The following is a 14072-nucleotide window of genomic DNA, read 5'->3' on the forward strand; positions in this document are numbered from 1 at the left end:
TATCGCGCTGGCTGGCGATTATTTCAAGCTTAAAGTTTTATAATTGAATGATCGCCGCCGGCCTGGCGCTTGGTCGGATACTCTCCAAAGCACCGTCTCCTGCAGCCGGCCCTTCCTTCACCAGTCCAATCCGGCTCTTCGCGCCCTCGGCGCCGGCCACAACCAGTCCGGATCGATTTCCGGGAGCGGAATGGCGGCGAGCAGGTCGCGCGTGTAGGTCTCCTTCGGGTTCTCGAACAGCGCGTCGGTGGCGCTGGCCTCGACGATCCTGCCTTCGCGCATGACGATGACTTGCTGGCAGAGCCGCCGGATCACCGACAAATCGTGGCTGATAAAGGCGACCGTCAGCCCCATCTCGGCCGCCAGCTTTTCCAGCAGCGTCAGGATCTGCGCCTGCGTCGAGACGTCGAGGCCGGAGACGATCTCGTCGGCCAGCACGAATTTCGGCGAGAGCGCCAGCGCCCGTGCGATGCCGACGCGCTGGCGCTGGCCGCCCGACAATTCATGGCGGTAGCGGCTGGCAAAATTCTGCGGCAGGCCGACGCGCTGCAAGGCTTCCGCGACGCGTTCCTTCAGCCTGTCGCCAAGGCCGTTCTGCCTCAAGGGTGCGGCGATGATGTTGAAGATCGTATGCCGCGGATTGAGCGATGACATCGGATCCTGGAAGATCATCTGCAGGTCGCGGCGCAGCGGCCTGAGCTCGGCTTCCGAAAGACGGCTGATGTCGCGCCCCTCGAAGGTGATCGAGCCGTCGCTCGGCTCGATCAGCCTGACCAGCGCGCGGCCAAGCGTCGACTTGCCGGAGCCGGACTCGCCGACGATGCCGGTGACCGATCCTTTCGGAAGATCGAAGTCGAGCCCTTTCAGGACCTCGGCCAGCGGCGCGCGGCCGATCAGCGGCTTGCGCGTCATGTCGGGCAGCGCCACCTTCAGCCCGCGCACGGAAAACAGCGGCTCAGCCATGGCCGGGCCGCCAGGCATGGTCGGCGGCGGCAATCTCCACGGCCAACCCGGCGAGCACGCTTTCGTCCACCGGCTTCAGCGAAGCAAACGGTTCGGTGTAGCGCGGTGTCGCCGCCATCAGCGCCCGCGTATAGGGGTGCTCCGGTGCCGCAAACAGCGCCTCGGTCTCAGCGTCCTCGACCACCTTGCCGGCATAGAGCACCGACACTTTCTGGCTGATCTTGGCGACGACGCCGAGGTCGTGGGTGACGAACAGGATCGCCGTGCCGTGGTCGCGCTGCAGTTGCGCGATGAGCCGCAGGATCTGCTTCTGCACCGTCACGTCCAGCGCCGTCGTCGGTTCGTCGGCGACGATCAGCCTGGGCTCCGCCGCGAATGCCGCCGCGATCAGCACGCGCTGCCGCATGCCACCGGACAACTCATGCGGATAGCTTTTCAGCACGCGCTCGGGATCGCGGATCTGCACCTCGTCGAGCAACTGCCGTATGCGCGTATCGGCCCTCTCGCCGGTCCAGCCGAGGATGCGCACCAGCCGGTCGGTCATTTGCGCGCCGATGCGGCGCGACGGGTTGAGCGCGGTGAGCGGATCCTGCGGGATCAGCGCCGTGCGCGCGCCTATCAGGGTCCGCCGCGCCTTCGGATCGAGGCGGCCGAGGTCCTCGCCCTCGATCAGCATCTCGCCTTCGACGATGCGCACGCTTTTCGGCAGCACGCCGAGCACCGCCTTGCCGATCATCGTCTTGCCGGCGCCGCTCTCGCCGACCAGCGCGCGCACCTCGCCCGGCTGGACGGCAAGGGACACGGAGCGCAGCACGCGCTGGCCGTTGGGCAGCACGGCGCTCAAGCCGCGGATGTCGAGACATGGTTCCCTATTGGCGCTCATCGCAGCACCGGATCGAAACGCGCTTTCAGCGCTTCGCCGAATTGGCTGAAGGAGAGCACTGTCAGGATCAGCGTGATCAGCGGGAACACCAGCACCCACCAGGCCTGGTGGATCGACAGCCGACCCTCGGCGATGATGCTGCCCCAGGTCGGGTCGTCGGTCGAGATCGACAGATTGACGAAGGAGAGGATCGCCTCGACGATCACGGCGATGCCCATTTCGAGCGACAGCAGCGCCACCACCGACGGCAGCACATTGGGCAGCACTTCGCGCAGCATGATGCCCATGCGGCCATAGCCGGCAATGCGCGCGTTCTCGACATAATCCATGCGTGCCTGGCTCATCGCCTCGGCGCGGATCACGCGGCAGAAGCGCGTCCAGTCGATGATCGCAATCGCAAGGATGACGGAGCTCAAGCCGGTGCCCAGCACCGCGACCAGAAGGATCGCGAACAGCACCGGTGGGAACGCCATCCAGACATCGACGATGCGCGAGATGATGCGGTCGGGCCAGCCGCCGAAATAGCCGGCGATCAGCCCCAGCGCCGAACCGAGAATGCAGGCGGACGTCGCCGCCGCGAAGGCGACGATGAAGGCGATGCGGCCGCCGAAAATCAGTCGCGACAACAGATCACGTCCAAGGCTGTCGGTGCCGAGCCAATAGCCGGGTTCGGCGCCGTCAAGCCAGAAGGGCGGCAGCCGCTCCAGCATCAAATCCTGCGCCAGCGGGTCCTGCGGCGCGATCAATGGCGCGAATATGGCCGCGAGCAGTGCCAGCAGCAGCCAGCCGCCGGCCAGCCACAGCCGCGGGCTCAGGCCGCGTCGGGCGATGCGCGCCTCATCCATGGCGCAGCCTCGGATTGAGCAGCGCATAGGTCATGTCGACGGCGAGGTTGATCAGCACGAAGAGCAGCGCGAACACCAGCACGATGCCCTGGATCAGCGGCAGGTCGCGGTTGATGACTGCGTCGATCGCCATGTTGCCGAGGCCTTCATAGGAAAACAGCCGCTCGACGATGACGGTGCCGCCGATAAGGAAGGTGAACTGAACGCCGACCAGTGTCAGTGTCGGCAGCGCCGCATTCTTGAGCGCCTCGCGCAGGATCACCTGCGTCTCGGAAAACCCCTTCACGCGCGCCAGCACCACATAGTCGAGGTCGAGCACTTCCTTCAGCGACTGTTTCAAGAGCTGCGCGATGATCGCCGCGAGCGGCAGCGCCAGTGCCACGGCCGGCATCAGCATGTGTTTCAGCAGATCCCAGGTGAGATCGAAGCGCAGCCTGAGAATGCTCTCGGCCAAATAGAACTGGGTGGCGAAGGGCAGATCGAGCTGCGGCGAAACCCGGCCGGAGATGTCGAACACCGGCACCAGCACGCCGAACAACAGGATCAGCACCAGGCCCCACAGGAAATCGGGAATGGAAAGCGTCGCGCCGCTGGCGACGTCGATACCGGCCTCTATCGCCGTGCCGCGTGAGCGCGCGCCGAGGATCGCGGCGGTAGTGCCGATCGCGATCGCCATCAGCAGCGCGACCGTCGCAAGCTCCAGCGTCGCCGGCAGCCGGTTGAACACCAGGCCGAGGACGTCCTGGCGCAATGATATCGACGTGCCGAAATCGCCATGCAGCACGCCGCCGAGCCAGATGAAGAACTGCTGCACGATGCTCTTGTCGAGCCCATAGAGCGCGCGCAGCCGCGCAATGTCGTCATTGCTGGCGCCGGGCGGCAGCATCATGGCGATCGGATCGCCGGGCGCGACGCGGATGACGACGAAGACGACGATGGCGACGCCGAACAGCGTCACCAGCATCGTCAACAGACGAACGAGGAACCTTTGCAGCAGCATGCGCCCATATGCCTGGATCAAAATGCGCGCCGTCTTGCGGACGGCGCGCCTGGCAATCCAAGACCGTTGATCAGACGGCCGGGGTCATCAGCGCCGGCAGCAGCGCGCCGGACACGTGCTGCACGACATTGACCTTCTTCGAATGCACGATCGGTTGCGCATATTGGATCAGCGGCAGCACATAGGCCTGCTCGGCGATGTATTTGTCGACGGCCTTCCAGCCGGCGATGCGCTTGGCCTCGTCCTTTTCGCCCCACAGCGGGTTGATCATGTCGACAAGGTCCTTGCTGTCCCAAACCGAATGCGGGCTCGGGCCATACATGGCGAAACCGGTCGAGGTGGTCGGATCGCCGATCGAGTTGCCCCAATTGTAGAAAGCGGCCGGCGCCAGCTTGTCGGCGGCGCGCAGCTCGTAATGCTTGGCGATCTCGTAGACCTCGATATTGGCCTCGATGCCGACCTTGCGCCACATGCCAACGATCGCCTGGATCATCTCGTAGTCCTTGGGCTTGAAGCCCTTGGTCGTCTGGATGGTGAACTTGACCGGCTTCTTGGGCGAATAGCCGGATGCGGCGAGCAACTCCTTGGCCTTTTCCGGATTGTGCTCGACCTTGATCGATGGATCGAAGGCCGTGTATTCCGGCGTCTCCAGCGTCGCGATCGGCTGGCCGTAGCCGCGCAGCAGCCGCTTGACCAGAAGCTCCTTGTCCACAGCCATGACGGCCGCCTGGCGGACATTCTTGTCCAGCATCGCCTCGATGTCGTTGAAGAAGATCATGCCGATGTCGGAAACATTCTTGACCGAGCCGGCAAGTCCGTCCTTGGCAATCAGCCGGTCATATTCCTCATAGGGGATTTCGAGCGTCACCTGCGAGGAGCCGGATTCGATCTCGGCGACGCGGCTCGCCGCGTCGGTGACGAATTTGATCGTCACGTTCTCGAAGGCCGGCTTGGTGCCCCAATAATGCGGATTGGCCTTCAGCCGCAGGAAGGCGTTGCGCTCGAACTTGTCGACCATATAGGGCCCGGTGCCGATCGGCGCCTTCTCGAAGCCTTCCGCGCCGACCTTCTCGTAATAAACCTTCGGCAGGATGTAGCCGGTCAGGAACGACATCCATTTGAAATAGACCGGGTCGAACTGCACGACGTCGCCGGTGATCTTGTTGCCGTCGATCTTGAAGTTGTTGACGTTCTTCCAGACGAACTGGATTGGGTTGCCGGTCTTCTCGTCACCGGCGCGGGTCAGCGACCACACCACGTCCTCGGCCGTGAAGGGCGAGCCGTCATGCCATTTCACGCCGTCGCGCACCGTCATCGTCACCTTGGTGCGATCGTCGTTCCAGCCCCATTCGGTGAGCAGTCCAGGCGTGAAGGAAAGGTCCGGCTTCTGCCCGATGATCTGGTCGAACACCGACTGATAAAGCCCCTGGATGGTCGGATTGACGGCCGAGGGTCCGGTCGTCGGGTCCCAGGACGGCAGGTTGACGTTGTAGGCGATGGTGAGCTCGTCCGCCGCCTTTGCCGCCTTCGGCAGGCCGAGCGTGGCAGCGCCAATCGCTGCGGCGCTATATCCGAGAAGGTCGCGTCTGTTGATGGTCATGGTCGTTCCCCTTGTTGGTTATCATTTGTCCGCGCGGCGTTCTCATTCGGTGGTGGGCAACCCGCGCCTTGTCCATCCCGGAATTCTAGCTCTTTGTTGGAGCATGATCTTTCTCCGAAACCGGTTCCTACGTTTCGGCATCATGCTCTAGTTCCCTCCCAGCTGTTGGGCGAGCATGAAACCCGAGCCCGCGCCCGTGCCGGCGCCGGGCCATGTCGCCGCGCCGGTGAGAAAGAGGTTCGAGACCGGCGTGTTCCAGCGCGCGTAGCCGCGCGCCGGACGGAAGAGGAAATTCTGCGCCAGGTGGTGGCTGCCACAGATCTGGTCGCCGCCGACGAGGTTCGGGTTCTCGCGCTCGAGGTCGAGCGGCGAGAAGATCGCGCGGCCAAGGATCTTTTTGCGCAGTTCCGGCGCATAGCTCTCTAGGATGTCGAGCACGCGCTCGGCATAGGCGTCCTTGACCGCGTCCCAATGCGCGGGCCCGATCTTGCCGGCGGCATCGCCGAGGATCTCCGCCGGCAGCATGCGCACCTGCACCCACAGCACATGCTTGCCTGGCGGTGCGCGCGACGGATCGACAGCCGTCGGCTGGCCGACGACCAGCACCGGCTGCTCAGGCAGCTGGCCGGCGATCGCCTGCTGATAGACGCGCGACATGGCGTCGAGCGACGGCGCCAGATGCACATAGGCGAACTGGCGAAGCTCGGCGCCGGCGCTCCAGTCGGGCAAGTCGTCCAGCGCCATATGGATCATCATCGTGCCCGGCGCGTGGCGGAATGTCCTCATCGCCACATCGAAGCCGGCGTCGCCGGAGCCGTTGGGCAGAAGCTTGCCCGGAAGCGCTCCTGGCGCGACGCCGGCAATGACGGCCTTGCTCGCGACATGGGTTTCGCCGGATGCCAGGCGCACGCCGGTCGCCTTGCCGCCGGCCACCGTGATCTCGGCGACTTCCGCTCCAGTGACGATCCTGCCTCCGGCAGCGGTCACCATGCCGGCCAGCGCTCGGATGACGGTGTCGGCGCCGCCCTTGCCGAGCACCATGCCGAAGCTTTGATTGGCCATCGATTCCAGGTAAGGGAACACGGCGCCGCCGGCGATGTCGGGGGCGAAATCGAGATGCATGCCCCAGGCCGCGAGCGTCGTGCGAACATGCGGCATTTCGAAATTCTCCTCCAGCCATGCGCGCGGCGATGACAACAGCAATCGAGCCGTATCGAGCGCGCCGGCCAAGCCCTTCTTGCGCCACAGGTTCCAGCCCGTGCCGGCAAGCGCCCTTGCGCTCATCGGCGAGCCCAGCAGGCGGAACAGATGCTCGGCCTCGCCCGGAAAGGCGCCGACCAGCCGGCGCCATGTGGCCGCGTCCGCGGCCGAGAAAGCGGCCAGTCGCGCCACCGTCTTTTCGAGATCATTGCTGACGCCGAACCATGTCCCGTCCGGGAAGGCGCTGGCGAAGCAATCGGCCGCGGGCGCGAATTCCAGTCCGTGGATTTTCAATTCATTTGCATATTTCCGGTGGAAGGCGGAGCCGGCGAAGAGGCTCAAATTCATCGCGCCGAAATCGTGCCGGAAGCCGGGAAGCGTGTACTCGGCGGTCCGTATCGCGCCGCCGATCGCTTCGCTGCGCTCGAAAACCGCTATTTTCCAGCCTCTGAGCGCCAGATGCGCGGCGCATGCCAGACTGTTGTGGCCTGCCCCGACAAAGATGGCGTCGAACTCGCTCACGCCCCGCCCCAAAAATGCTTTATGCTTAAAGATAATTGCAGATGCATATGTTTTCGTCTAGTAGGTATATTAAGGGCCGCAACGAGCCTTGAAGGTCACGAACAAGAGGGAACAAAAGACCATGGACACGCAGAAACTCCTCGGCGAGGTCGCCAGCCAGCTGCTTTCGGGCGCCATCAAGGTGGTCGACCTGACGGCGCCGCTCGGGCCGAGCACGCCGCTGATCAAGCTGCCGCCGGAGCTCGCCGTCGACACGCCGAAGGTCGAGATCCACGAGATCTCCAAATACGACAAGAACGGCCCGTGGTGGGCCTGGAACTGGCTGAAGCTCGGCGAGCATTCGGGCACGCATTTCGACGCGCCGCAGCACTGGATCACCGGCAAGGACTATCCGGACGGCGCCACCGACACCATTCCGGCGCAGAACTTCATCGGCCCGGTCAACGTCATCGACTGCTCGAAAGAATCCGCCGCGGACCACGATTTCCTGCTCACCGTCGACCACATCAAGGCCTGGGAAGCCAGGCACGGCGCCATCAACCCCGGCGAGTGGGTTGTGATGCGCACCGACTGGTATAAGCGCAACGGCTCGGAAGCCGAGTTCCTCAATGCCAACGAAACCGGCCCGCACACGCCCGGCCCGACCGCGGAAGCCATCCAGTTCCTGATATCCAAGGACATCAAGGGCTGGGGCTCGGAGACGATCGGCACCGACGCCGGCAAGGCCGGCGGCATGGAGCCGCCATTCCCGGCCCACACGCTGATGCACAAGGCCAACCGCTATGGCCTGGCGAGCCTCTGCAACCTCGACCAGCTGCCGCCGAAAGGCGCGATCCTGATCGCCGCGCCGCTCAAGATCGAGCACGGCACCGGCAGCCCGATCCGGGCATTGGCGCTGGTGCCGGGCCAATAGGCGAGGCGGCGGTCTTCGGGAGAAGATCATGCTTGCGGGCGAAACTCTGATGACGAAGTGGGGGCGACCATCCCGTGGCGTCAGCGCTCTACGGCGCCCCCCTCTGTCCTGCCGGACATCTCCCCCACTTGGGGGGAGATTGGCAGTTTCGGCGCCTAGCTCGATCCTGGGACGTGGACAATTGGCGAAAGCCGCGATGACGGCTGATCTCCCCCCTCGTGGGGGAGATGTCCGGCAGGACAGAGGGGGGCGCGAAGGAACTCGGCTTCGCGCGATTGACGCCCTCGTACCCGCGAGCCTCCAATGACCGCCCCCGATCACATCATCGTCGGTAGCGGCATCAACGCCCTCGTCTGCGCGGCGATGCTTGGCGCCAAGGGCGCGAACGTGCTCGTGCTCGAGCGCAACGACCGCATCGGCGGCTGCGTGCGCACCGAGGAGGTCACGGCGCCAGGCTTCGTCCATGACGTGATGGCCACGACCTTCGTGCTGTTCATCACCTCGCCGGCCTTTGGCGCGCTCGGCAAGGACCTTGCGCGGCATGGGCTGGAGTTCTGCCACACCGCCACCCCGACGGGCGTGCTCACGCCCGACGGCAGCCATGCCGTGCTCACCACCGACCGTGCCGCCAACATCGCGGCGCTGAACAAGATCGCCGGCGACGGCGACCGCCACGGTGCTGACGTCAGTAGCGTCGAGCGCAATGCGGGGCTGCTCTTCGGCCTGCTCGGCGGCGCGCTCTGGTCCTATCCGACGACCAAGCTCATCGCCGGCGAGGCCTGGCGGCGCGGCCCGCGCGATCTTGCCGCTTTCATGGGCGAGGCGCTGGTGCCCGCGAGGGCTTGGTTGGAAACGACTTACACATCCGACATCGTCCGCGCGCTCTGGGCGCCCTGGGTGTTGCATGCCGGGCTCGGCCCGGAAGACGCCTTCTCCGGCCAGATCGCCAAGGTCATCGCCTTCGCGCTGGAGGCCGCCGGCGCGCCGATCGTCAAAGGCGGCGCGAAAAACCTGCTCGCCGCCTTCGAGGCGCTGATCAGGGAACGCGGCGGCGAGATCCGCGTCAACGCCGACGTCGTCTCGATCGTCCAGACCGGCGGACGCGCCAGCGGCGTGCGGCTCGCCTCCGACGAGACGCTGACAGCGGCGAAAAGCGTCATCTGCTCGGTCACGCCGACGCAGCTCTACGGCCGCCTGCTCGGCGACACGGCTCCAAAATGCGATGTCGAAGCGACGCGCGTTTATCGCTACGGCAAGGGCAATTTCCAGATCCACTATGCGCTGGACAAGCCGCCGGCCTGGCGCGGCGAGGGCCTCGACAAGGTGGCGCTGCTGCATCTGACGCCGGGTTTGGATGGCGTGTCGAAAGCCTGCAACGAGGCGGTGCGCGGCCTGCTGCCGGAAGTGCCGACCATCTGCGTCGGCCAGCCGCACGTGCTCGACCCGTCGCGCTGCCCCGATGGCAAGGCAATCCTGTGGCTGCAACTGCCGGAGGCGCCGCGCCACATCAAGGGCGATGCCGCCGGCAAGCTTGAAGCGCCGGCCGACGGCCGCTGGAGCGACGCGCTGCGCGAGGCCTATGCAGACCGCGTCGAGGCGATCCTCGCCAACCACATCGACGGTTTCCGCGAGACGGTCATTGCGCGCCGCGCCTATTCGCCGGCCGATCTCGAAGCCATGAACGTCAACCTTGTCGGCGGCGATCCCTATGGCGGCTCGTCGACCATCGACCAGTCCTTCCTATGGCGGCCGTTCAAGGCCAGCCGCAACCACGAGACCGGCATCAAGGGTCTCTATCACATCGGCGCCTCGACCCATCCGGGCGCGGGCCTCGGCGGCGGCTCCGGCTTTCTGCTGGCGGGGAGGCTGTGATGGAACAGAAGCTCGCCGAAAAGCGCCAGCGCATCTCGACCCTCGGCCAGATCGGCCTGCAGCAATTCGCGCCCTATCTGATGAACCGCATCATGGGCCGCTACAACGCCACTTTGCGCGACGACTTCCGCAAGCAGGGCCTGACCATCCCGCAGGTGCGCACGCTCGCCGTGCTGTCGGTCGCCGACGGCGTCACCGTCAACGACCTGTCGGTCTACACGGTCATCGAGCAGTCGACCTTGAGCCGCACGCTCGACTCGCTGGAAGGCCAAGGCCTGGTGCGGCGCGAGCAGGGCGTCACCGACAGCCGCATCCGCCATGTTTTTCTTACCGGTGACGGGCGAGCGCTGTTCACCCGCGCCTGGCCCGCAATGCATGACGCTTTCGAAGCCATGTTCGACGGTATCGACGATGCCGAATACGCCGCGCTGATCGCGACGCTGCAAAAAATGCTGAAGAACATCCGCAAGCACGAGATCTAGATGTACGCGCCGCCCGTGGCAGCGGGAAGACGGCAACGGAAGGAGGCGGAGATGGCCGAACGGTCTTTTGCCAAGGAAGTTGAAAAGCTGAGGCTTGGCGCCGGCGAGGAATTCGCCGGCGAGGGCATCCTCGCCATCACCAAGGCGCTCTTGCAATGCGGCGTCGGCTATGTCGGCGGCTACCAGGGCGCGCCGATCAGCCATCTGATGGACGTTCTGGCCGACGCGCAGGACATCCTGGGCGAGCTCGGCGTGCATTTCGAGGCGAGCGCTTCCGAAGCGACTGCTACCGCCATGCTTGCCGCCTCCGTGCATTACCCGATCCGGGGCGCGGCCACATTCAAGTCGACGGTCGGCACCAATGTCGCATCCGACGCGCTCGCCAACCTGGCGTCCGGCGGCGTCACCGGCGGCGCGCTGATCATCGTCGGCGAGGACTATGGCGAGGGCTCCTCGATCATGCAGGAGCGCAGCCATGCCTTCGCCATGAAGAGCCAGGTCTGGCTGCTCGACCCGCGCCCGAACCTGCCCTCGATCGTCAAGGCGGTCGAGGACGGCTTCGAGCTGTCCGAGGTGTCGAACACGCCGGTGATGCTGCAGGTGCGAATCCGCTGCTGCCACGTCCACGGCCATTTCATCGCCAAGGACAACAAGCGCCCGCCGATGTCTGTCGCCGATGCGCTTACCGCGCCCCGCCGCGACACCGGCCGCATCGTGCTGCCGCCCGCCTCGTTCCTGCATGAGAAGGAAAAGGTAGCCAAGCGCTGGCCGGCGGCAGTCGATTTCATCAAAAACCGCAAGATCAACGAGATCTTCGGCTCGGACCATGGCTCGGTCGGCATCGTCATGCAGGGCGGCATGTATAATTCGGTCATCCGCGCGCTGCAGCGGCTCGGCCTTGCCGACACTTATGGCGAGACCGACGTGCCGCTTTACGTGCTCAACGCCGTCTACCCGCTGGTCGACGATGAGTTTCTCGCCTTCTGCGAAGGCAAGCAGGCGGTGCTGGTCGTCGAGGAAGGCCAGCCCAATTATATCGAGCAGGCCTTTGCCGCGATGCTGCACAAGGCCGGGCGCGGCACGAAGCTGGTCGGCAAGGAACATCTGCCGATGGCCGGCGAATATACCGGGCAGGTGATGCTCGACGGCATCGGCTCCTTCCTGCGGGCGCACGCGCCGCATCTGCTGCCGGGCGAGGTGCGCGCGCCGAACAAGGCGGGCGAGGGCGTCGACACGGCCGACCTCATCAATGTCGTTCCTGGACGTCCGCCGGGCTTCTGCATCGGTTGCCCGGAGCGGCCGATATTCGCCGCGACGAAGCTGGTCGAGCAGGAGCTCGGCAAGCATCACATCGCCTCCGACATCGGCTGCCATCTGTTCTCGATCATGCCGCCTTTCGAGCTCGGCGCCACCACCATGGGCTATGGGCTCGGGCCGGCCTCGGCTTCCGCCTTCAACTCGCCCGACGCCAAACGCCGCTCGATCTCCTTCGTCGGCGACGGCGGCTTCTGGCACAACGGGCTGACCTCCTCGATCGGCAATGCTGTCTTCAACAAGAATGACGGCGTCATCGTCATCGTCGACAATTTCTACTCCGCCGCCACCGGCGGCCAGGACATCCTGTCCTCGCGCGCCAACAACCGCACCAAGTCGACCAAGCATCCGATCGATGAAGCGGTGAAGGGCATGGGCGTCAAATGGCTGCGCCACATCGACCGCACCTATGATGTCGGCAAGATGCAAGCCGCGCTGCGCGAGGCGCTGACCACCGAGGAGAAGGGGCCGAAGGTCATCGTCGCCTCGTCCGAATGCATGCTCAACCGCCAGCGCCGCGAGAAGCCGCTGGTCGACAAGGCGATTAAGGGCGGCGAGCGCGTGGTGAAACCGAAATTCGGCGTCGACGAGGACATCTGCACCGGCGACCACGCCTGCATGCGGCTGTCCGGCTGCCCGTCTCTGTCGGTCAAGTCGCTCGACGATCCGCTGCGCGACGATCCTGTCGCCTCGATCGACCAGAATTGCGTCGGCTGCGGCAATTGCGGCGAGGTGGCGGATGCGGCCGTGCTCTGCCCGTCCTTCTACCGCGCCGATGTCGTCCACAATCCCGGCCGCTGGGACCGTTTCCTGGAAGCCGCGCGCCGCGCCGCGATCGGCCTGTTGCAGCGCCGCCGGGAGAGCCGCCGCTTGATGTTCGCCGATGCTTGACCCCAGCGCAGCGCTGCGCCCGAAGACGGGCGCTTCAAACGACGAGCGGGTGATAAAACTCGCCGTGCTCGCGGTCGGCGGGCAGGGCGGCGGCGTGCTCGCCGACTGGATCACCGACGTCGCCGAGCGCAACGGCTATATCGCCCAATCGACCTCCGTGGCTGGCGTCGCCCAGCGCACCGGCGCCACGATCTATTATATCGAGATGGCCCGCGACACCGGCCGGCTGCCGGTCTTCGCGCTGTCGCCGTCGCAGGGCGACGTCGATATCCTGATCGCCGCCGAGCTGATGGAAGCCGGCCGCGCCATCATCCGCGGTTTCGTCACGCCCGAGCGCACGACGCTGATCACGTCTTCGCACCGTATCGCCGCCGTCTCGGAAAAGATCGAGCCGGGCGACGGCCGCGCCTCGTCGGAAAAGGTGCACGCGACGGCCCAAGCGGCGGCCAGGCGCTTCATTGCCTTCGACATGGAAAAGATCGCCGCCGACAACGGCACCATGATCTCGGCCAGCCTGCTTGGCGCGCTGGCCGGTTCCGACGCGCTGCCCTTCACCCGCGAAACTTACGAGCAGGCGATCGGCGCCGGCGGCCGTGGCGTCAAGCCGAGCCTCGCCGCCTTCGGTGCGGCTTACGACCGCGCGCGCGGGATCGCGGCAGCGCCGGCCGGCGAAAAGGCGGCGGCGGAACCCGCCGTTGCCCAGCCCAAGTCGACGGCGAAGGTCAGTGGACCGGAAACCCTCGTCAAGGGCTGGCAGACGCTTGCCGCCCGCGTCGCGCTGCTGCCGGAACCGCTGCGCGACATGGCCGAGCGCGGCCTGAAGAAGGTCGTCGATTACCAGGACATCGCCTATGGCGGCGAATATCTCGACCGGCTGGACAAGGCGGTGGCGCTGGACAATGCGGAGCGCGGCTACACGCTGTCGGTCGCCGCGGCAAAGCATCTCGCCAACGCCATGTGCTACGACGACATGATCCGCGTCGCCGATTTGAAGACGCGCTCGACCCGTGACAAGCGGGTGCGCAAGGAGGTTGGCGTCAAGGAAGGCTCGGTCCTGCAGGTGACCGAATATTTCCATCCGCGCATCGAGGAATTCTGCGGCACGCTGCCGGCGGGGCTCGGAAGCTACATCGAGAACCGGCCCAAGCTCGCCGCTTTCCTCGACCGCCGCATCAATCGCGGCCGCCACATCCGCACCGACAGTTTCACCGGCTTCGCCATGCTGTGGTTCATCGGCGGGCTGCGCCGCTGGCGCCGCCGCCTGCTGCGCCATCGGATAGAGGTCGCGCATTTGGAGCGCTGGTACGACCTGGCGCTCGGCTATGTGCGGCAGGATTATGCGCTTGCCACCGAAATCCTGAACTGCCGCCGGCTGATCAAGGGCTACAGCGACACCCATGCCCGCGCCCGGTCGAAATTCGACCGCGTGCTCTCGGCGCTTCCCATGCTCAAGGGCAGGGATGACGCCGCCGACTGGATCCGCCGCCTGCGCGAGGCGGCGCTGAAGGACGAAAAGGGCGACATGCTGGACGGCGCGCTGAAGACCGTGGCGACGCTGGGCGGATAGCCGGCTTAATAACCGTCGAG

11 protein-coding genes are annotated in these 14072 nt (G+C 65.6%); 5 read left to right on the forward strand and 6 right to left on the reverse strand.

What is annotated here, in order from left to right:
- Nucleotides 1-117: 117 nt before the first annotated feature.
- From FJ419_RS03360 to FJ419_RS03385, 6 genes are all read right to left on the reverse strand, one after another.
- On the reverse strand, nt 118-963 hold the full coding sequence (locus tag FJ419_RS03360; RefSeq protein WP_140687518.1) for an ATP-binding cassette domain-containing protein: 846 nt from the start codon (nt 961-963) through the stop codon (nt 118-120).
- Nucleotides 956-1846, reverse strand: a complete 891-nt coding sequence (locus tag FJ419_RS03365) for an ABC transporter ATP-binding protein (protein WP_140687520.1) — start codon at nt 1844-1846, stop codon at nt 956-958. Before FJ419_RS03365 ends, FJ419_RS03360 begins: the two co-directional genes overlap by 8 nt.
- Nucleotides 1843-2691, reverse strand: a complete 849-nt coding sequence (locus FJ419_RS03370; protein ID WP_140687522.1) for an ABC transporter permease — start codon at nt 2689-2691, stop codon at nt 1843-1845. The genes FJ419_RS03365 and FJ419_RS03370 overlap by 4 nt, the downstream gene beginning before the upstream one ends.
- Entirely contained in the window at nt 2684-3691 is a 1008-nt protein-coding gene (locus FJ419_RS03375; RefSeq protein WP_140687524.1) for an ABC transporter permease, read from the reverse strand. Before FJ419_RS03375 ends, FJ419_RS03370 begins: the two co-directional genes overlap by 8 nt.
- Nucleotides 3692-3761: 70 nt before the next feature.
- Entirely contained in the window at nt 3762-5291 is a 1530-nt protein-coding gene (locus FJ419_RS03380; RefSeq protein ID WP_140687526.1) for an ABC transporter substrate-binding protein, read from the reverse strand.
- 147 nt (nt 5292-5438) lie between these two features.
- Nucleotides 5439-7013 (reverse strand): NAD(P)/FAD-dependent oxidoreductase, encoded by a 1575-nt coding sequence (locus FJ419_RS03385; protein WP_140687528.1) that lies wholly within the window; start codon nt 7011-7013, stop codon nt 5439-5441.
- Nucleotides 7014-7134: 121 nt separating this feature from the next.
- Here FJ419_RS03385 and FJ419_RS03390 point away from each other — a divergent pair, with 121 nt between their 5' ends.
- From FJ419_RS03390 to FJ419_RS03415, 5 genes are all read left to right on the forward strand, one after another.
- Nucleotides 7135-7926: a cyclase family protein gene (locus FJ419_RS03390; protein WP_140687530.1), complete on the forward strand. Its 792-nt coding sequence runs from the start codon at nt 7135-7137 to the stop codon at nt 7924-7926.
- Nucleotides 7927-8229: 303 nt separating this feature from the next.
- Nucleotides 8230-9798, forward strand: a complete 1569-nt coding sequence (locus FJ419_RS03400; RefSeq protein ID WP_140687533.1) for an NAD(P)/FAD-dependent oxidoreductase — start codon at nt 8230-8232, stop codon at nt 9796-9798.
- The gene (locus tag FJ419_RS03405) at nt 9798-10280 is read left to right on the forward strand and encodes a MarR family transcriptional regulator (protein ID WP_140687535.1); all 483 of its coding nucleotides are present in this window, start codon (nt 9798-9800) and stop codon (nt 10278-10280) included. The genes FJ419_RS03400 and FJ419_RS03405 overlap by 1 nt, the downstream gene beginning before the upstream one ends.
- Nucleotides 10281-10331: 51 nt before the next feature.
- Nucleotides 10332-12485, forward strand: coding sequence for an indolepyruvate ferredoxin oxidoreductase subunit alpha (locus FJ419_RS03410; RefSeq protein WP_140687537.1), 2154 nt, complete (start codon nt 10332-10334; stop codon nt 12483-12485).
- Entirely contained in the window at nt 12478-14052 is a 1575-nt protein-coding gene (locus FJ419_RS03415; protein WP_140687539.1) for an indolepyruvate oxidoreductase subunit beta family protein, read from the forward strand. Before FJ419_RS03410 ends, FJ419_RS03415 begins: the two co-directional genes overlap by 8 nt.
- Nucleotides 14053-14072: the final 20 nt, after the last annotated feature.

Source organism: Mesorhizobium sp. B2-6-2 (assembly GCF_006440615.1).
Lineage (GTDB): Bacteria > Pseudomonadota > Alphaproteobacteria > Rhizobiales > Rhizobiaceae > Mesorhizobium.

What these genes read in the sequence shown, in the direction of transcription:
- FJ419_RS03380 (WP_140687526.1), bottom strand. Translation starts at nt 5,291, where the DNA reads ATGACCATCAACAGACGCGACCTTCTCGGATATAGCGCCGCAGCGATT.
- FJ419_RS03370 (WP_140687522.1), bottom strand. Translation starts at nt 2,691, where the DNA reads ATGGATGAGGCGCGCATCGCCCGACGCGGCCTGAGCCCGCGGCTGTGG.
- FJ419_RS03365 (WP_140687520.1), bottom strand. Translation starts at nt 1,846, where the DNA reads ATGAGCGCCAATAGGGAACCATGTCTCGACATCCGCGGCTTGAGCGCC.
- FJ419_RS03375 (WP_140687524.1), bottom strand. Translation starts at nt 3,691, where the DNA reads ATGCTGCTGCAAAGGTTCCTCGTTCGTCTGTTGACGATGCTGGTGACG.
- FJ419_RS03390 (WP_140687530.1), top strand. Translation starts at nt 7,135, where the DNA reads ATGGACACGCAGAAACTCCTCGGCGAGGTCGCCAGCCAGCTGCTTTCG.
- FJ419_RS03405 (WP_140687535.1), top strand. Translation starts at nt 9,798, where the DNA reads ATGGAACAGAAGCTCGCCGAAAAGCGCCAGCGCATCTCGACCCTCGGC.
- FJ419_RS03410 (WP_140687537.1), top strand. Translation starts at nt 10,332, where the DNA reads ATGGCCGAACGGTCTTTTGCCAAGGAAGTTGAAAAGCTGAGGCTTGGC.
- FJ419_RS03360 (WP_140687518.1), bottom strand. Translation starts at nt 963, where the DNA reads ATGGCTGAGCCGCTGTTTTCCGTGCGCGGGCTGAAGGTGGCGCTGCCC.
- FJ419_RS03415 (WP_140687539.1), top strand. Translation starts at nt 12,478, where the DNA reads ATGCTTGACCCCAGCGCAGCGCTGCGCCCGAAGACGGGCGCTTCAAAC.
- FJ419_RS03400 (WP_140687533.1), top strand. Translation starts at nt 8,230, where the DNA reads ATGACCGCCCCCGATCACATCATCGTCGGTAGCGGCATCAACGCCCTC.